The organism is Pseudomonas sp. H1_F01 (genome assembly GCF_054681425.1).
Map to the genome: position 1 here is coordinate 3,787,816 of NZ_CP162823.1, position 17,874 is coordinate 3,805,689.

Genomic DNA, 17,874 nt, shown 5'->3' on the forward strand with positions numbered 1-17,874 from the left:
ACCCTCGTGCTGGGGTTGCCACGAGAAGTGTTCATGGCCGAGCTTCTGGACGGGCTCAACAGCTGGCAGGCCACGATCAAGATCGCCTCGCTGATCGTGCTGCCACCCATCGCCGAAGAGTTGTTTTTCCGCCATTACATGCTCCGACTGTTCCCCTACGAGAACAGCCGTGCCTGGACATGGATCGCGGTCATCGTTACGTCGGCCATCTTCGCCGCCATGCACATCCAATACGGGAACTGGATCACCGTCGTGCTGATCTTCGCCTGTGGGGGCATATTCGCTATCGCAAGAGTGGTCAGCGGTGGCCTGCTGGTTCCGGTGCTCCTGCATTCGCTGGCCGAAATGGTTGCACTGACCACTGATAAGTCTTTCTCGCTGATGGGGCTTTACGGCTAAGCCAGCGGTGCCAGGCCAGAGCCCTTTATGGCGCCTGAACCTCGACTTGCGGCAGAGGAAGCTCGCCCAGCGGTGAGTAATGCATGGTCAGGACCGCCCACCTCAGCCCCTCCACGCCTGGCACGGTGTCGGAGGCCTTGGATGAATGCTCGACGTAGCCGGCATATTCCTCGACGTACTGGAGATGCTTTTCCCAGCGCGCCTGATCAAAGTTCACGCCAAAGATAATGACGCTGCCCGTGGCCACCTTTTCCGCCTGGGCTTTCAAGCGGGTCATGTACCAATAGTCTCTGGCCGCACTGTCGAACATCTTGCCCTGATTGGCATTGGCGAAGGGGGTCTTGAGTTCAATGAAGTGAAAGCGCTTTTCATCCTGGTCGCGGATCCACAGGTCGCATTGCTTGGAGACGATATCCATCTGCGACCAACGCTGATCAAGCGCCACCTTGTACTCGACACCCACATCGGCCAGCTCGCGGTCGGGGCCACGAAGCCCACGGGCGTGGATCAACCAGAAATAGAACTCGAATTTCAGCCAGCCCTCGAAACCGTTGGCCAGGGCACTGATGGATGACGGCAGGTATTTGCGGTCCTCCTTCCACGATTGCATGAAGTCGCGAAACGCGGATGCGACGTCAGGAATTCCGGGCATGGGTCACTTCCTTGTATCGGCCTGAAGGTTTTTGGCATAGTGCCACCACCCTCCTGCTGGCTACAATGCCACGCTATGATTTCGCAAACGTCAATACCTCAAACAAGGGCAACCATGAACTCTCACGCAGCGTGCCTCGGACTGTCTGCCTTGACGCTCGCCTTCCTGAGTGGGCCCGTCCAGGCCTCGACGTGGCAGATCTGCCACCTGGAGCTGCGTATCGTCGAGGTCTTGAAACAACCCTACCCACAGCTTCAGGCGCAGATCGTGAAAGCCAGGCCGAAATCCGCCTCGGTGGAGTGCCCCGCGCAAGGCTCATCGCTCACCTTCACCCCGGAAACCCCGGACTACCAAGCCACGCTGCCCCGCCGACAATGGCCCGGCAAAGGGCAGTCGGTACGGGTGGACTACCGCTACCTCGATGGCGTTTGTAAAGGCGACGGCAACTCCTATGCGTGTCGTATCAAGCACTACCCGGTGGGGGGTCGATAATCAGTCACCTGGGGACCGTGGCATTTAGCCGATGACCTCAATGCAACTCAAGCCAACAGCTCAGTGATCCAACGGGCCTGCCGGGCTATGTCTTGCAGCTTCTCTTCCGGCACGGCTTGCCGCGCCTTGGCGAAGCTGGTGAGGGTCTTTTGCTTCTGGCACAGCAGGCGCTGCCACTTGGCCAGGAAGATCGGGGTGCGGGCTTGCAGCTGCAGCGGGCCGAAGTACAGCTCCTCGGCGGTGTACGTCACCGGCCCGGCGCGCTCGGCGACGATGATCTCGTAGTAGAAACGGTTTTCCCGCAGCACTTCCTCGCAGAGGATGCGGTAGTCGTTCTCCATCAGCCATTGACGCAGCGGTTGCTCGCCGCCGTTGGGTTGCAGGATCAGGCGCTCCTGGCCGCTCAACCGCGCTTTGCCGCTGTCCAGGATGTCGCGGATCGTCTCGCCGCCCATGCCACAGAGGCTGATCGCCGTGATCCCGTCTTCCGGCTCGATCGCCGCCAGGCCATTGGCCAGGCGCACGCTGATCTGCTGTTCCAGGCCATTCTCCCCAACGGTGCGTTCGGCGGCGCGAAACGGCGTCAGCGCCACCTCGCCAGCCACCGCCATCGCGATGGCGCCACGGCGCAGCAAGGCCACCGGCAGGTAAGCGTGATCCGAGCCGATGTCGGCCAGGCGCGCACCTGCCGGCATATGCGCCGCCACGCGCTCCAGGCGCATGGACAAGGTCTGTTCGTTCAACTGCAGTTCCCTGGATTAATCGTAGAACGGCTCAACCGCCGTCCGACTGCCGACAAAAAAGCTGTCCGCGACCAACCGCAGCGGCTGCAGGTCCATGTCGCTGGTTTTGTCGGCAATCAGTTGTTGAAAATGTCGATACACCGCCGCGTACTCGCCTTCCTCGGAAACAGCCTGGCCCACGCCGTCGATGCTCAACAGCGCACCGCCATTGTCCAGGCGCAGGACGCCTTCGGCGCAGCGAATCTCGATGCTCCAGAGCTCGTCATGCCCATGGTCGAAATCGAACTCCGCACGAACATCGAGGTGGCGCGCGTCGGCCATCTTGATGCTGGCGGCAATCGGCGACTGGCAGTTGTCCGGCACGCGCAACTCGGCGGACTCCACGAACAGCGGCAACGCCAGCAGATGGGTCACAATCGACAAGGCATTGATACCCGGATCGAAGACGCCCAGGCCACCGGGTTGCCAGATCCACGCCTGGCCGGGGTGCCACTTGCGCACGTCTTCCTTCCAGTCGATCTGCACGCTCTGCAAGGTGCGACTCGCCAGCCAGTCACGGGCGGCTGCGATGCCCGGCGCGTAACGCGAATGCCAGGCGAACAGGCCGCTGACGCCTTGCTCGCGGACCTGCTCCACCAACGCCATGGCTTCTCCCAGCGTGGCGCACGGCGGTTTTTCCACCAGCACGTGTTTGCCAGCCGCCAGCGCCTGTTGCACCAGGGCAAATCGACCTTGTGGCGGTGTGCAAAACGCAATGGCATCGACCTGCGGACCGTTTTCGAGCAGTTCGCCCAGGGACCGGAAGTTATCCACCCCGGCGCAAGGCAGCCCTTGCGTGGCGACAGCCACCAGTTGAAACGCGGGGTTGGCGTGGATGGCTGGAACGTGTTGATCCTGGGCAATCTTGCCGTAGCCCACCAGCCCGAGACGAATCGGTTGCATCGATGACTCCTGATTTTTGTACTTGTGATCGGCCAGCAAACTAGACGCAAATCGCCCGGCGGACAATGGGGGCCGTGCAGTATCTATACGATGGTCCTGCGCAATTGGGTAACAGCAGTGCCGCAAAGACCTCAGCTGTGCCGTAGCTCACTGGCTGCAGTCACGACGTTGGTCACCCGGCCGAAGAAGGGTTCGAGTCGCTCACGCGGCGCATCGTGCTCCACCACCAGGGTGGCGACCTCTTCGCAGGCGGCCACCTGATAGTGGGCAACGCTGGAGAGTTTCTCATTGGTCACCGCCGCGATCACCTGCCCGCTTGCCGCGACCACCGCGCGCTTGAACTCCGCGTCATCCAGGCCGAACGCCGTGACGCCATTGTCCGGATCGATGGCGCAGGCACCGAGGAAGCACACGTCAAAACTGAACTGACGCAATTGCTGGACAGCCGTCAGCCCGATCACACCACCCGCGTTAGGACTCAAGCGGCCACCCAGCAGGATGACCTCAGCGCGGGGCAGCTTCATCAACTGAACCGCAATCAGCGGCGAATTGGTGGTGAGGGTCAGCTGCAGTTGCGGATCGATGGCGCAGGCCACGGCCAGATTGGTCGACCCGGCGTCGATGAAGACGTGCTGGCCCGCGCGCAGCAGTGCAGCGGCCGCTTGGCCGAGACTGCCCTTGCGCGCCGGGTCTTTGCGCACGCGTACCTCCATCGGCCCTTCGGGAGCGGGCAAGAGTATCGCGCCGCCATAAACGCGCTTGCACACCCCCGCCGCTGCCAACGCGCCCAGGTCACGCCGTATCGAATGCTCGGACACATTGAATTCGCTGGCCAAGTCGGCCGCGATCACCCGGCCATACCGGGCAAGACGCTGGCTGATCAATTGCTGGCGTTCGCCGGGGAACGCTTCGTGAGGAGAAGTCATGACAGTACAACCTGCATAAACGAGCACTAATGATCACAAACGAGCAAATAGTGCCGCTTATGCAGCGAGGCGTCAAACCCGCTCGTCAAGCGGGCTGTCAAACGTTAAAGATCAAGCGGCCCCAGGGACATTCGTGCCCATACCCAAGGGCAGGAAAGGTTGAATCTCATCGATTTCCTCGGCACTGAGGCGCAGCTGTGCGCCGGCAATCAGCCCATCGACCTGCGCGGAACGGCGGGCACCGACGATGGCGCCGGTCACCACCGGCTTGCGCAGTACCCAGGCGATGGCGACTGCCGCCGCGCTCACCCCGTGCCGTTCACCGATACCGGCCAAAACCTCGACCAGCGCCAGGTTCGCACTCAAGCGCGGCTCCTGGAAGTCCGCGCTGCGGGCCTTGCGCCAATCGTCATCGGGCAATTGGGCGATGCGCTCGCGCGTCATGCTCCCCGAAAGCAGGCCCGATTGAAGGGTGGAATAGGCCAGGACACCCATCCCCGCCTTCTCGCAGAATGGCAGGACGTCTTCCTCGATATCTCGCATCAGGGCGGAATAAGGTGGCTGGAGTGAGACGATCTCGGTTACCGCCTGGGCCCGCTTGAGTTGCGCGACATCGAAATTGGAGACGCCGATAGCGCGAACTTTTCCCTGTTCGCGGGCGGTGTCCAACGCCGAAAGCGCACTTTCGATTCCTTCACTGCTGCCGTCGGCAGGAAAGGCCGGCCAGTGGATCTGATAAAGATCGATGGTTTCGACTTGCAGCCGGCGCAAGCTTGCCTCGACCTCGGCAAGCAGCGATTGAGGCGCCAGCGAGTGCGAGATCGCCTTCGTGACCGGGTCCCAGACCAGACTGCCCTTGGTGAACACCAACGGACGCCGTGAAGCCGGCACCCGGCGCAACAGTTGCCCAACCAGTTGTTCGGCGTGGCCCAAGCCATAAACCGCCGCGGTATCGATCCAGTTCACACCACGCTCGACGGCATATTCAAGGGCGCCCAGGCTGTCCTCGTCGTCCTGCGCGCCCCAACTGTATTCCCAGCCGGTGCCAGCAATGGCCCAGGTTCCCAGGCCAATGGGCGAAATCAGAAAATCCGATGATCCAAGACGATTCTTTTGCATAGCGAGTACTCCACAGATGATGTGGGCCAGTATCCGGGAGCAATCTCATGACGATAAGATAGGTAATCTTATTTGAACTACTGAACAGAATTCATGAGTCAGCACCCCGATCTTTCCGAACTGGATGCCTTTGCGGCCGTCGCTCGCCATCGCAGCTTTCGCAAGGCCGCCGACGAGCGTGGCGTTTCGGCGTCTGCCTTGAGTCACGCGATGCGTGCACTGGAAGCACGCCTGGGTGTCAGGCTGCTCAATCGAACCACGCGCAGCGTTACCCCGACCGAGGCCGGCCACCAGCTATTGGCAACGCTGGCCCCGACCCTGCAGCAGGTTGCCGATGCACTGGCGCAACTGACCTCGATGCAGGAAGTGCCTGCCGGCAAGCTTCGTCTCAACGTGGCGCGTCCGGCGGCGCGTGCGGTATTTGCGAAAGTGCTCGCGCCATTCGTGGCCAGGTATCCACGTATTCAACTGGACCTGGTCACCGATGATGGCTTGACCGATATCGTGAACGGCGGGTTTGACGCGGGTGTGCGCTTTGGCGAAAGCCTGGCCGGCGACATGATCGCCGTCCCTGTCGGCCCCCCTCAATCGTTCGTGACCGTGGCCTCGCCCACCTATCTGGCCGCGAAGGGAATCGCCCAGGCTCCACGCGACTTGCTCGACCATGCCTGCATCGCCCGACGTTTTCCCAGCGGCAAACTCTATGCCTGGGAGTATCAGGCACAAGGGCAACCGATCCGCCTGTCCGTCACCGGACCGCTCATTCTTGAAGACGATGCGCTGATGATCCAGGCAGCAAAAGATGGCGCCGGAATTGCCTACGTCTACGAGGAGCTGGTGCGCGATGACATCCGCAATGGGCAGCTCACGGAACTGCTCGCGCAATGGAAAGCGCCGCCAAGCCGGTTTTTTCTCTACTACCCCAGCCGGCGTCACGTACCACCGGCCCTGAAAGCGTTCATCGAGTTCATCCGGGCAGATGATTGACCAACCTGAAACCGGCAGACAAAAAAAGCCCCGCGACCGAATACGGTGCGGGGCAAGGAAATTGGTTGGTTGCGGCCAACCAAAGGAGCACAGTGAAAAACGTTTACGGGCCGGTCAGATGCATTCCTGCGCGGCGCGTTCAAAACTCGAAGGCAGGAGGTTGGAAGCCAGCAAATGTCGCTCGTAGATGAATACCTTGCCGCCGCTGCCAGCCTTGTAGGCTTCCAGCACGTTGTCTGCCGAGACTTTGCTCGGCACCACGATGCGGTAGCTGCGCTGGGTCTGCGAGACCATCGGGTTCAAGGCATTGCCCTGCAATTTCGGTATGACGCATTCAGCGTACTGGGCCGGTGTCTTGCTGGTCTGCAAGGTCAGGGTCGGATCGTTCGGCGCCGAGGCACAACCGGCCAGCAACAACGGGGAAAACGCCAGGGGAAGCAAAAATAAAGGGCGCATGAGTGGGGGTCCTGAAAATAAAATAATCGGTTGCGTGTTCGATGGCGCTGATTTTCCAATGATTGTCGGCAAAGCAGAACTTGCATTTCGTAATGGTCACTATTACTCCTAGCAATAGTTGCAAGCCGAGAAAGATTGATGAGGTATAGCCATGAGAACGTTTGATCTGATTCGCGACGCGGTATTGCCCGACTTCCGTGAGCGGGTGGCTGATTACCTGATCCAGTACGAAAGCGTGCTGTTGAGCAGCACCGAACCCGACCCGGAGCTCAGGCGCGCCACGGCCAATCAACTGCGCGGTTATTTGCGCGGGTTGAACACCACTCGGGTACTGGGCATGGCGGATTGGGAAGAGCTGGATCGGCGGGTGGTGAATACGTGGCTTTAGCGCCCGGCCAAGGACAGGCCGGACTTCCAGGAATGTGTTCGACTCATTGTGGCGAGGGAGCTTGCTCCCGCTGGACTGCGCTGTAGGAGATGCCGAAGGCTCAGGCCGCGTTCGGACGATTTCTTGATCTTTCACTTGTGGCTCAAATGTCTGGGAAAGATCGCACCCTCGCTTCGCTCGACAGCTCCTACAGGCCCAACGCTCGCTTGCGCCCTGTTCAGCAACCGTTGCACCCACGCGGCATCCTGGTCATTGATCACCCCATAGCGGTTCGGCGGTAGAAAATTCCAGTGATGGGCGGCCTCGACAAGGCGCTTGAGCTCATCGGCAGACAGCCAGTACGGCGTATCCACCAATGGCATCGGCGGCCCATCGAAACGCCGGCCCAGTTGCAGGTTTGTGCCGGGGGCGAAAGCGATCGCCAGTTGCTGGCGAGGTTGCAACAGCTTGTCCGGTGCAGGCATTTGCCCTTCCCGTCCGTAGCTGAAGTCGCCCGAAAATTGCTCTTTGAGCACCAGCCAGTGCCCCGCCGCGGTCTTGGCCAGAATCCATTGCGATACACCGCTGTCTTGCACGCACTTCAACTTGCCGTCGGTCCATTGCATGAGGGTGTTGCAGTCCGGATCATAGTCGTTGGACCACAGGTTGACGCCGCAGACCAGGGTATGGTGTTCGAGCTCGACCAGCCCTTGATCGGGCATCGATTGCCAATATCGCTTGGTCGGGTCGCGCTTATCGCGCAAGTAGTTATGCAGGACCCAGACAGCCATGAACAGCAAGGTGGCGAGTACAAGCCAGTCAAGGGAGGCCTCGACGATCCGGTCAAGGTTGACGCCTGGGGCGGATAACCCTTGATAGACCAGCAGCCCCAGCGAAAACGCGATGCCTGGCAACACCGGACCCAGGCCCAACGGCGGCACCAGCACCATGATCCAGCTGAAGCGATGCATGGTTGCGTGCTCCCGCGCCCAGGCCAGCTCCTGCTCCAGCATCGGCACCCGCTCCCGTGGGCCGATGTCAGGATCGGGGGTCTGGAAGCGTATATACAGGCTGTAGGTGTCATCACTCATGGATCGGATCATGCCCTTGAAGTCATCATGGTCGAGCAACCCTCCGGGTCGCCCCTTGACGCTGGAACAGGCGTATTATCCGGATAACCAGGCGCCATGTAGACACCCATTCATGCCGATCTCCCAAACTCGTCCCTCACCCGCGCCCTTGCTCAAGCCAGGCGAGACAGTGGTCCTGTTCGACGGCGTTTGCAAACTGTGCAATGGCTGGGCGAAGTTCCTGATCCGCCATGACCACGCCCGCCGCGTGCGGTTGGCCTCCGTACAGTCGCCCGAAGGACAAGCCTTGCTTGCCTGGGCGGGCCTGCCCTTGCAGCAGTTCGACACCATGGCCGTGGTTCGCGATCAGCATTACTGGGTGCGTTCGGAGGCGATTTTTGAAGTCGTAGCCCTGCTGCCCTGGCCCTGGCGCCCGGTGAAACTGCTGCGCTACGTCCCCCGCAGGCTTCGGGATTGGGCTTATGATCGCATTGCCCTGAATCGTTATCGGCTGTTTGGCAAATACGACGTGTGCCTTTTACCGAGCCCGGATCATGAGCGGCGTTTCTTGACGGCTCCAACGCCTGGGAGCAATCCGGTGGAACGGATCGGTACTTAGCCCTTCAGTAGCTCGATCCACTGAGGTGGCGTCATCTTCGTCACCATGATCAGCACAATGACAAACATCCCCAAAAAGCCAAAAACCCCCATCCAGAACCACTTTTGATACACGGATGAGTATCGATCACCGAGCACCCGCCCGTCCCCAAGCGCGCTCGAAGCCATCACGTATAAACGCTTCTGGAGCACCAGCACAGGAAGCCACAGCGCCCCCACGCAAAAGAAAATGATCAACGACGTCATTATCCATTCCGTGGTCAGGGGAAGTCCGGCCAGTCTCATTAACAGATAGCCCGTCCCAATCTGAATAAAGCCCGCCGGCGTGGTAATCCAAGTGTCGAACTGGACGACCGTCCTGGCCACGTGGGCAATGATCTGAGGGTTGGCGGTGCGGCTGGCCGCGATCAGGTAGAGGTAGGACCCCATGCCGAAGCCGAACAGGAAAATGGCAGCAATGATGTGGAGGTACTTCAGGCAAAGATAGAGCATCTGTCAGCCCTGCTCGTCAGAGAAGTGAACGGACAGGCTCAAGTTTTCGGGGTCGTTGATGGCAGCCATGTATTCGTCAACGGTGATTTCACCCACGCAGGCCCGAGCACCGGATTCGGGCAGATACCCTTGGGCGACTTTTGCCGCCAAGGCAACGGCTGCACAGCTGGGAATCTCCGGGCCCTTGTCGTTCATGGCGGTGAGCTGCACGTTCATCGACAACGGTTCGCCATTGGCCCCCATGCCATGGACGTCGATGTACATTGCGCTTTTGCCATCGCCAAATCGTTCGAACCAGAGCCCCCACCGATGAAGCCTGGCGGCCCAAGTAACATGGTCACGCACCACCCCCATCCTCATTGCCTGGGCCAGCAGATAATTGGCAATGCCGCCGAGCTTCAAGCCTGAGCCGGCCTTGAAGGTCAGGGTCTGGGCACCGTAGCGGCTGGCGAAGATATCCATGTCCGGCACGTCGACATTGGCCAATACCCGGGTTCCCATATGGCGCATTCTGCGAAGTGTCAGATCCTGCCATCCCAGGACCTCATGCACTCGGCCATTCCTGAGTTGCTTGATCGGCTTGCCTGCATAGGCCAGAACGCCTTCGACGGTGGACAACCCCGGCATCTTGGCCGAAGAGGAAATACCATGTTCGATCGTGTCGATACGTTTAAAGCGATGCCGCTGCTGATCAATGAGTGCGGCCGAGAGCGTCGGCACTGAGCTGCAACCACTGAAGATCGCCACGCCTGCTTGTTTTGCCCGGGCGTCGAGTGCGCCAATGCCGGTGACGAAGTCTCTGGAATCGGACAGGTCACAGTAGTTCACACCCGCGTCGATGCAACTTTCGGCCACGGCATAGGATTGCCCTTGGAATGGGCCACCGGTATGGATGACCCATTGGATGTTCATCAATCCAAGGATGGATTTGAAGCCCGCTCCCATGGCGTCGCCGCACCAACTTTCACACACCGTGCCCGATTGAGCGTTCAACTCCTCGACTTTGAGCTGCAGTTTTTGGGCGTCACGCCCCGAAATCACTAGCTGTACACCTGGCATCACCACCAGGTGCCTGGAAACGATACTGCCGAAGTTTCCATACCCGCCGACCACCATCACCCTGAGCGTCATTCCATCCTTCCCTCAATATTCGATAAAGCCAGCAACCTTGCCACAAGGACGACTCGGTGGTGTACCCCCTCGCCACAAGAGCGGTTCGGCAGGAGGTCAGTGAGTGGCCGCATTAGTTCCCTGTTGATACTCCCGAGGGGTGCAGCCGAACTCGCGGCGAAACACGGTGTGCAGGTATTGCGCCGATTTGAAGCCGCAATTCTGGGCGATGTCAGCAATCGGCGAATTGGTGTTTTCCAATCCGTTGGCGGCGGCGGCCAGTTTGAAGCGCAGGATTTCGTCGTGGACGCTACAACCGCGCTCCTTGCGAAAGTGCGATTCCAGCGATGAGCGCGACACTCCCACATAGGCCGCCACCTGGGCCGTCTTGATGCCCTGGCAGGCGTATTGGCGGATGAAGAGCAGTGCCTGCATGACATAAGGGTTGCCCAACGGTTGATGCAGGCTCGACACCTGCACATTGATCGCATCCGGCGGTATCAGAATCTGTGTGCCGGTGGACGGCATGCCGTGCAGCATTTGATGGAGCAGGCGTGCGGCGGTGCGGCCCATGGTTTCGGTGCCCTGGATCACCGAGCTCAGCGGCACCCGCGTCAGGCTGCGGGTCAGGGGGTCGTTGTCGATGCCGATCAACGCCACCTGCTCGGGCACGGCGATCCCGGCGGTCAGGCAAGCTTGCAGCAACTGCCGGGCGCGGGCGTCGCTGACGGCGATGATGCCGATGGGTTTGGGCAGGCTTTGCAGCCAGGCGATCTGTTGTTCGACGGCGCTGTCCCACAGCGGTGCGCTGGTGCCCATGCCGCGATAGACCTCGGCGTGCAGGCCATCGCGCTGCACCAGCCGGCGAAAGGCTTTTTCCCGTTCCTGGGCCCAGCGATTGGCTTGTGCTTCAGGCAGGCTGAAACAGGCAAAACGGGTTAGCCCGGCCTCGATCAGGTGCTCGTAGGCCAACGTCATCAACGCATCATTGTCGGTGGCGACATAGGGAATGCCCTTGGGGTAGGCGCGTTCATCCTGATAAGAGCCGCCCACCGCCACCACCGGCAGCTTGATCCCGGCCAGCGCCTCGCCGATCAGCGGGTCGTCGAAGTCGGCGATGATCCCGTCGCCCTGCCAGCGCTCGATCCCTTTCAAGCGACAGAGAAAATCTTCCTCGAGGAACAAGTCCCAGGACGCGCGCGTGCTGCTCAGGTAGTTGCCGATGCCGCTGATGATGCCGCGGTCGTAGATCTTGCTGCCGTTGAACAACAGTGCAATGCGGTGAACGGGCGGGACGGTTTTCATTGGTTTAACCCTGGGCCGATGCACACAGACTAGGCGTGCAAGCGACGAACCTCAATACTCAAAATCGAACGCCCTGTTGGTGATTTTCATAATCAGCAGCCACGGGGCCGGCGTTAGTATCGAGACACCGCCAAGAATAAAAAGGAACTCGCCCATGTCGTACTTCCCTGCTGTCGACAAGATTCGCTACGAGGGTCCCGCCAGCGACTCGCCGCTTGCCTTCCGTCACTATGACGCCAACAAACTGGTGCTCGGCAAGCCCATGCGCGAGCACCTGCGCATGGCGGTCTGCTACTGGCATACCTTCGTCTGGCCGGGATCGGACGTGTTCGGCGCCGGCACGTTCAAGCGCCCGTGGCAGCACGCCGGGGACCCCATGGAACTGGCCACCGGCAAAGCCGAAGCGGCCTTCGAGTTCTTCTCCAAGCTGGGCATCGACTACTACTGCTTCCACGACACCGATGTCGCCCCCGAAGGCAGTTCGCTCAAAGAGTACCGCGAACACTTCGCCCTGATGGTCGATCATCTGGAGCGCCATCAGGAAGAGACCGGGATCAAACTGTTGTGGGGCACCGCCAACTGCTTCAGCAACCCACGTTTTGCCGCCGGCGCCGCCAGTAACCCGGACCCGCAAGTATTCGCCTGCGCCGCCGCGCAAGTGTTCAGCGCCATGAACGCCACCCAGCGCCTCAAAGGCTCCAACTACGTGTTGTGGGGCGGCCGTGAAGGTTACGAAACCCTGCTCAACACCGACTTGAAGCGCGAGCGCGAACAGTTGGGCCGCTTCATGCGCATGGTGGTCGAGCACAAGCACAAGATCGGCTTCAAGGGCGACCTGCTGATCGAGCCCAAGCCCCAGGAACCGACCAAGCACCAGTACGATTACGACAGCGCCACGGTGTTCGGCTTCCTGCAACAGTTCGGCCTGGAAAACGAGATCAAGGTCAACATCGAAGCCAACCACGCGACCCTGGCCGGGCACAGCTTCCATCACGAGATCGCCACGGCCGTCTCCCTGGGCATCTTCGGCAGCATCGACGCCAACCGTGGCGACCCGCAGAACGGCTGGGACACCGACCAGTTCCCCAACAGCGTCGAGGAAATGACCCTGGCCACCTATGAAATCCTCAAGGCCGGGGGCTTTCGCAATGGTGGGTTCAACTTCGATTCCAAGGTCCGGCGCCAGAGCCTGGACGAGCTCGATCTGTTCCACGGCCATGTCGCCGCCATGGACGTCCTCGCCCTCGCCCTGGAACGCGCGGCGGCCATGGTGCAGAACGATCAGTTGCAACAGTTCAAGGACCAGCGCTACGCCGGCTGGCAGCAACCATTTGGCAAAGCGGTACTGGCCGGTGACTTCAGCCTTGAATCACTGGCCGAGCATGCCTTCACCAACGAGCTGAATCCCCAAGCCGTCAGCGGTCGACAGGAGATGCTCGAAAACGTGGTCAATCGGTTCATCTACCCCTGACAACGGGCAATGGTCGGGGCCCAGGGGCTGTTACATTCGCGCGACAAATCTGTGCCCACGGCGCGCTGCAACGCTCTACAGTTCTACCCGGTATCACGCTCATCGTCAGGCAGTGTCTTTCAAACAACAATAAAAGGACGCACCACATGAATACATTCAAACGTACCCTGCTCGCCGGCGCCCTCGCCCTGCTCTCGCTTCCGGTCATGGCCGATGCGGCCCATCCGAAAATCGGTTTTTCCATCGATGACCTGCGCCTGGAACGCTGGTCACGGGACCGTGACTACTTTGTCGCGGCGGCGGAAAAACTCGACGCCAAGGTCTTCGTCCAGTCGGCCGATGCCAACGAGCAGAAGCAGATCTCGCAGATCGAAAACCTGATCTCCCGCGGCGTCGATGTGATCGTCATCGTGCCATTCAACGCCACCGTGCTGACCAACGCCGTCGCCGAAGCCAAGAAGGCCGGGATCAAGGTCGTGTCCTACGACCGACTGATCCTAAACGCCGATATCGACGCCTACATTTCCTTCGATAACGAAAAGGTCGGCGAGATGCAGGCCAGCGGCGTGCTGAAGGCCGCGCCCAAGGGCAATTACTTCCTGCTCGGTGGCGCCCCTACGGACAACAACGCCAAGGTCCTGCGCGAAGGCCAGATGAAGGTGCTGCAGCCGGCCATCGACAAGGGTGACATCAAGATCGTCGGCCAGCAGTGGGTGAAGGAATGGAACCCCACCGAAGCCCTGAGCATCGTGGAAAACGCCCTGACCCGGAACAACAACAAGATCGATGGCATCGTCGCCTCCAACGACGCCACCGCCGGCGGCGCCATCCAAGCCCTGGCCGCCCAGAAAATGGCCGGCAAGGTGCCGATCTCGGGCCAGGACGCTGACCTGGCAGCGGTCAAGCGGGTGATCGATGGCACCCAGACCATGACCGTCTACAAGCCGCTGAAACTGATCGCCTCCGAAGCCGCCAAGCTCTCGGTGCAACTGGCGCGCAACGAGAAGCCGACCTTCAGCTCGCAATACGACAATGGCAGCAAGAAAGTCGACACCATCCTGCTTACCCCCACGCCGTTGACCAAGGACAACATCGACCTGCTGGAAAAGGACGGGTTCTACACCAAGGCGCAGATCGCCGGGCAGTGATCTGACCAGGCAATCAAGCCCCCCTGTGGGAGCGAGCGTGCTCGCGATGACGGCAGCACATCCAACATTGATGCAAGCTGAACCGCCGCTATCGCGAGCAAGCTCGCTCCCACAGGTCACATGGCTTGGCTGCCTGCCCCACTGCTGATGTGTGAGCCCTTTTTCATGAGTCCTTGCCATGTCCGACTACCTGCTGCAAATGAACGGCATCGTCAAAACCTTTGGCGGTGTCAAAGCCCTGAACGGCATCGACATCAAGGTCAAGCCGGGTGAGTGTGTAGGCCTGTGCGGTGAGAACGGCGCCGGCAAATCCACGCTGATGAAGGTGCTGTCGGCGGTCTATCCCTACGGCACTTGGGAGGGTGAAATTGTTTGGGACGGCCAGCCGCTCAAGGCGCAGTCCATCAGCGAAACCGAAGCCGCCGGGATCGTCATCATTCACCAGGAACTGACCCTGGTCCCCGACTTGTCGGTGGCTGAAAACATCTTCATGGGCCACGAACTCACGCTGCCCGGCGGGCGCATGAACTACCCGGCGATGATCCACCGCGCCGAAGCCCTGATGCGTGAACTCAAAGTGCCGGACATGAACGTCTCGCTGCCGGTTTCGCAGTACGGCGGTGGCTACCAGCAATTGGTGGAAATCGCCAAGGCGCTGAACAAGCAGGCGCGGCTGTTGATCCTCGATGAGCCCTCCTCGGCCCTGACTCGTTCGGAAATCGAGGTGCTGCTGGACATCATCCGCGACCTCAAGGCCAAAGGCGTCGCCTGCGTCTACATCTCCCACAAGCTCGATGAAGTGGCCGCCGTCTGCGACACCATCTCGGTGATCCGCGATGGCAAACACATCGCTACCACCGCCATGGCGGACATGAGCATCCCGAAGATCATCACCCAGATGGTCGGACGGGAAATGAGCAACCTCTACCCCACTGAACCCCATGACGTCGGCGAAGTGATTTTCGAGGCGCGCCACTTCACCTGCTACGACGTCGACAACCCCAGGCGCAAACGGGTCGACGACATTTCATTCGTTCTCAAGCGCGGGGAAATCCTCGGCATCGCCGGGCTGGTCGGCGCCGGCCGCACGGAACTGGTGTCAGCGCTGTTCGGCGCCTACCCCGGCCGCTACGAAGGTGAAGTCTGGCTGGGCGGCCAACAAATCGACACGCGCACGCCGCTCAAGTCGATCCGTGCCGGCCTGTGCATGGTCCCCGAAGACCGCAAGCGCCAAGGCATCATTCCGGACCTGGGCGTGGGCCAGAACATCACCCTGGCGGTGCTGGACAATTATTCGAAACTGACGCGCATCGACGCCGAAGCCGAACTGGGCAGCATCGACAAGGAGATCGCGCGCATGCACCTCAAGACCGCGAGCCCGTTCTTGCCGATCACCAGTCTCTCCGGCGGCAACCAGCAAAAAGCCGTGCTGGCGAAAATGCTCCTGACCAAACCCCGCGTGCTGATTCTCGATGAACCGACCCGGGGTGTGGACGTCGGCGCCAAGTACGAGATCTACAAGCTGATGGGCGCGCTGGCGGCCGAAGGCGTGTCGATCATCATGGTGTCCTCGGAACTGGCCGAAGTATTGGGGGTTTCCGACCGCGTCCTGGTGATCGGCGAAGGTCAGTTGCGCGGCGACTTCATCAACCACGAACTGACCCAGGAACAGGTGCTCGCCGCCGCGCTCAGCCATCCCGATGGCCATAACAATAATGATCGGAAGTCCGCGTAGATGAATCAGGTCAAACAGCTGTTTTCCCGCTACAAAATGCTCGCGCTGGTGATCGCCGTGGCGCTGATCTGGCTGTTCTTCAGCTGGCAGACCGAGGGTGGGTTCGTGACCCCGCGCAACCTCTCCAACCTGCTGCGGCAGATGTCCATCACCGGGATCCTTGCCTGCGGCATGGTGCTGGTGATCATCAGCGGCGAGATCGATTTGTCGGTGGGTTCATTGCTTGGGCTGCTCGGTGGCCTGGCGGCGATTCTCGACGTGGTCTATCACATTCCGCTGCTGGCGAACCTGAGCCTGGTAGCCCTGTGCGGCTTGGTGATTGGCTTGGGCAACGGCTACATGACCGCCTACCTGCGTATCCCGTCGTTCATCGTTGGCCTGGGTGGCATGCTCGCGTTTCGCGGCGTCCTGCTGGGGGTGACCGGCGGCACCACCATTGCCCCGGTGTCACCGGAACTGGTCTACGTTGGCCAGGGTTATTTGCCGCACACGGTCGGGACCGGGCTCGGTATCCTGCTGTTCGCCCTGACTCTGTTCCTGACCTGGAAACAGCGACGCAACCGCGCGCTCCATGGCCTCGCGGCCCACTCCCTGGTACGTGACGTGTTGCGCGTGGTGGTGATCGGCGCGGTGCTGGCCGGGTTCGTCTATACCCTCAACAGCTACGATGGCATCCCGGTGCCGGTGCTGCTCCTGCTGATCCTGCTGGGGGTGTTCAGCTACGTCACCAGCCAGACCGTGTTCGGCCGCCGCGTCTATTCGGTAGGCAGCAACATGGAAGCCACGCGCCTGTCCGGCATCAACGTACAGGCGGTGAAGCTGTGGATCTTCGGCATCATGGGCGTGATGTGCGCCCTCGCCGGCGTGGTCAATACCGCACGCCTGGCCGCCGGCTCACCCTCTGCCGGCAACATGGGTGAACTCGACGCCATCGCCGCCTGCTTCATCGGCGGCACCTCCATGCGCGGCGGCTCCGGCACGGTCTACGGCGCCCTCCTCGGCGCGCTGGTGATCACCAGCCTGGACAACGGCATGTCCATGCTCGATGTCGACAGCTACTGGCAGATGATCGTCAAAGGCAGCATTCTGGTGCTGGCGGTGTGGGTGGATGTCAGTACGCGGACAGGGCGACGTTGAGGAAGCTCATCATTTGCTGGCAGACGCCATCAACACACCAAAGCCCAGGAAGGTGATGCCCGAGAATTTGCCGACAACCCTGGCGCCCTGGCTTGAGGAGAGCCAGCCCCTGGCGCCATTGGCCATCAGCGCATAACCGGAATGCACCAGCACCACAAGCACGCTGTAGGACGACACCAGCAAGAAGAACTGGCTGTAGTAGTCACCCGCCGGCTTGATGAACTGGGGGAACACGGCGAGGAAGAAAAACCCGGCCTTGGGGTTGAGCAACTGGATCGACAGCGCCTCGCCGAATCGCCGCCACGGGCGCGTGGACGTGGCTGTGAGTTCGGGCACGAAGCGTTGGGTTCGCCACATCTTGATGCCCAGGTACAACAAGTACAGCGCGCCGATGTATTTCAAAAGCGTGAAGGCCGTCGCCGAGGCGGCCAGGATCAACCCCAAGCTGCTAGCGCAGATACCCGCCACGATAAATGCGCCCGACGCGATACCGAAAATGCCCGGCAGCGCACCGCGCCAGCCATGGCGCAAGGCATTGGAAATCGTCAGCACCACACCGGGGCCCGGGCTGAGCACCGTCAGGGTCGCCAGGATCAGAAAAAGTCCGTAACCGGCCATGCATCACTCCACATTGAAAGCGAATTGTTGTGGACCTCAGGGTGGCGTGGCACCGGGACGCTGACAAACGCTTTAATTGCACTACAT

General features: G+C 60.8%; 20 protein-coding genes. 9 read left to right on the forward strand and 11 right to left on the reverse strand.

Annotated features, from left to right (window positions below; genetic code table 11):
• Positions 1 to 33 precede the first annotated feature (33 nt).
• Positions 34 to 399 (forward strand): CPBP family intramembrane glutamic endopeptidase, encoded by a 366-nt coding sequence (locus tag AB4O09_RS17235; RefSeq protein ID WP_223528722.1) that lies wholly within the window; start codon positions 34 to 36, stop codon positions 397 to 399.
• 25 nt (positions 400 to 424) lie between these two features.
• On the opposite strand, the gene AB4O09_RS17240 is transcribed toward AB4O09_RS17235, so the two are convergent.
• Entirely contained in the window at positions 425 to 1,051 is a 627-nt protein-coding gene (locus AB4O09_RS17240) for a hypothetical protein (protein ID WP_003201348.1), read from the reverse strand.
• Between the two features lie 114 nt (positions 1,052 to 1,165).
• Here AB4O09_RS17240 and AB4O09_RS17245 point away from each other — a divergent pair, with 114 nt between their 5' ends.
• Positions 1,166 to 1,543, forward strand: coding sequence for a hypothetical protein (locus AB4O09_RS17245; protein WP_027911756.1), 378 nt, complete (start codon positions 1,166 to 1,168; stop codon positions 1,541 to 1,543).
• 47 nt (positions 1,544 to 1,590) lie between these two features.
• On the opposite strand, the gene AB4O09_RS17250 is transcribed toward AB4O09_RS17245, so the two are convergent.
• From AB4O09_RS17250 to AB4O09_RS17265, 4 genes are all read right to left on the reverse strand, one after another.
• Complete coding sequence (locus AB4O09_RS17250) at positions 1,591 to 2,286, reverse strand: tRNA (adenine(22)-N(1))-methyltransferase (RefSeq protein ID WP_013693223.1); 696 nt, start codon at positions 2,284 to 2,286, stop codon at positions 1,591 to 1,593.
• 15 nt (positions 2,287 to 2,301) lie between these two features.
• Positions 2,302 to 3,228, reverse strand: coding sequence for a Gfo/Idh/MocA family protein (locus tag AB4O09_RS17255; protein WP_003201340.1), 927 nt, complete (start codon positions 3,226 to 3,228; stop codon positions 2,302 to 2,304).
• A 131-nt stretch (positions 3,229 to 3,359) separates the two neighbouring features.
• Positions 3,360 to 4,154: a DeoR/GlpR family DNA-binding transcription regulator gene (locus AB4O09_RS17260; protein WP_003201338.1), complete on the reverse strand. Its 795-nt coding sequence runs from the start codon at positions 4,152 to 4,154 to the stop codon at positions 3,360 to 3,362.
• 111 nt (positions 4,155 to 4,265) lie between these two features.
• Entirely contained in the window at positions 4,266 to 5,273 is a 1,008-nt protein-coding gene (locus AB4O09_RS17265) for an aldo/keto reductase (RefSeq protein WP_013693221.1), read from the reverse strand.
• A 93-nt stretch (positions 5,274 to 5,366) separates the two neighbouring features.
• Between AB4O09_RS17265 and AB4O09_RS17270 the strand changes: the two genes are divergently transcribed.
• Positions 5,367 to 6,260, forward strand: a complete 894-nt coding sequence (locus AB4O09_RS17270) for a LysR family transcriptional regulator (RefSeq protein ID WP_003201334.1) — start codon at positions 5,367 to 5,369, stop codon at positions 6,258 to 6,260.
• A gap of 114 nt (positions 6,261 to 6,374) precedes the next feature.
• On the opposite strand, the gene AB4O09_RS17275 is transcribed toward AB4O09_RS17270, so the two are convergent.
• The gene (locus AB4O09_RS17275; RefSeq protein ID WP_003201332.1) at positions 6,375 to 6,716 is read right to left on the reverse strand and encodes a hypothetical protein; all 342 of its coding nucleotides are present in this window, start codon (positions 6,714 to 6,716) and stop codon (positions 6,375 to 6,377) included.
• A 151-nt stretch (positions 6,717 to 6,867) separates the two neighbouring features.
• Between AB4O09_RS17275 and AB4O09_RS17280 the strand changes: the two genes are divergently transcribed.
• Positions 6,868 to 7,104: a hypothetical protein gene (locus AB4O09_RS17280; RefSeq protein ID WP_003201330.1), complete on the forward strand. Its 237-nt coding sequence runs from the start codon at positions 6,868 to 6,870 to the stop codon at positions 7,102 to 7,104.
• A 131-nt stretch (positions 7,105 to 7,235) separates the two neighbouring features.
• On the opposite strand, the gene AB4O09_RS17285 is transcribed toward AB4O09_RS17280, so the two are convergent.
• The gene (locus tag AB4O09_RS17285; RefSeq protein WP_032833048.1) at positions 7,236 to 8,174 is read right to left on the reverse strand and encodes a hypothetical protein; all 939 of its coding nucleotides are present in this window, start codon (positions 8,172 to 8,174) and stop codon (positions 7,236 to 7,238) included.
• A gap of 112 nt (positions 8,175 to 8,286) precedes the next feature.
• Between AB4O09_RS17285 and AB4O09_RS17290 the strand changes: the two genes are divergently transcribed.
• The gene (locus AB4O09_RS17290; protein WP_043042853.1) at positions 8,287 to 8,772 is read left to right on the forward strand and encodes a thiol-disulfide oxidoreductase DCC family protein; all 486 of its coding nucleotides are present in this window, start codon (positions 8,287 to 8,289) and stop codon (positions 8,770 to 8,772) included.
• Here the strand turns inward: AB4O09_RS17290 and AB4O09_RS17295 are convergent.
• From AB4O09_RS17295 to AB4O09_RS17305, 3 genes are all read right to left on the reverse strand, one after another.
• Positions 8,769 to 9,263 carry a DUF2269 family protein gene (locus AB4O09_RS17295; RefSeq protein ID WP_003201326.1) on the reverse strand — a complete coding sequence of 165 codons (495 nt, stop codon included), beginning with the start codon at positions 9,261 to 9,263 and terminating at the stop codon, positions 8,769 to 8,771. The two genes, AB4O09_RS17290 and AB4O09_RS17295, sit on opposite strands and share 4 nt — an antisense overlap.
• A 3-nt stretch (positions 9,264 to 9,266) precedes the next feature.
• The gene (locus AB4O09_RS17300; protein ID WP_060613827.1) at positions 9,267 to 10,394 is read right to left on the reverse strand and encodes a saccharopine dehydrogenase family protein; all 1,128 of its coding nucleotides are present in this window, start codon (positions 10,392 to 10,394) and stop codon (positions 9,267 to 9,269) included.
• A gap of 96 nt (positions 10,395 to 10,490) precedes the next feature.
• The gene (locus AB4O09_RS17305) at positions 10,491 to 11,678 is read right to left on the reverse strand and encodes a XylR family transcriptional regulator (RefSeq protein WP_003201321.1); all 1,188 of its coding nucleotides are present in this window, start codon (positions 11,676 to 11,678) and stop codon (positions 10,491 to 10,493) included.
• A 154-nt stretch (positions 11,679 to 11,832) separates the two neighbouring features.
• Between AB4O09_RS17305 and xylA the strand changes: the two genes are divergently transcribed.
• From xylA to AB4O09_RS17325, 4 genes are all read left to right on the forward strand, one after another.
• Positions 11,833 to 13,149, forward strand: coding sequence for a xylose isomerase (gene xylA / locus AB4O09_RS17310; protein WP_013693218.1), 1,317 nt, complete (start codon positions 11,833 to 11,835; stop codon positions 13,147 to 13,149).
• 146 nt (positions 13,150 to 13,295) lie between these two features.
• Positions 13,296 to 14,297 carry a D-xylose ABC transporter substrate-binding protein gene (gene xylF / locus AB4O09_RS17315; protein ID WP_013693217.1) on the forward strand — a complete coding sequence of 334 codons (1,002 nt, stop codon included), beginning with the start codon at positions 13,296 to 13,298 and terminating at the stop codon, positions 14,295 to 14,297.
• A 178-nt stretch (positions 14,298 to 14,475) separates the two neighbouring features.
• On the forward strand, positions 14,476 to 16,032 hold the full coding sequence (gene xylG / locus AB4O09_RS17320; protein ID WP_060613825.1) for a D-xylose ABC transporter ATP-binding protein: 1,557 nt from the start codon (positions 14,476 to 14,478) through the stop codon (positions 16,030 to 16,032).
• Positions 16,033 to 17,169 (forward strand): sugar ABC transporter permease, encoded by a 1,137-nt coding sequence (locus AB4O09_RS17325; RefSeq protein ID WP_003201312.1) that lies wholly within the window; start codon positions 16,033 to 16,035, stop codon positions 17,167 to 17,169.
• A 9-nt stretch (positions 17,170 to 17,178) separates the two neighbouring features.
• Here the strand turns inward: AB4O09_RS17325 and AB4O09_RS17330 are convergent, their stop codons facing one another.
• On the reverse strand, positions 17,179 to 17,787 hold the full coding sequence (locus tag AB4O09_RS17330) for a LysE family translocator (protein ID WP_003201310.1): 609 nt from the start codon (positions 17,785 to 17,787) through the stop codon (positions 17,179 to 17,181).
• Between the last annotated feature and the right edge of the window lie 87 nt (positions 17,788 to 17,874).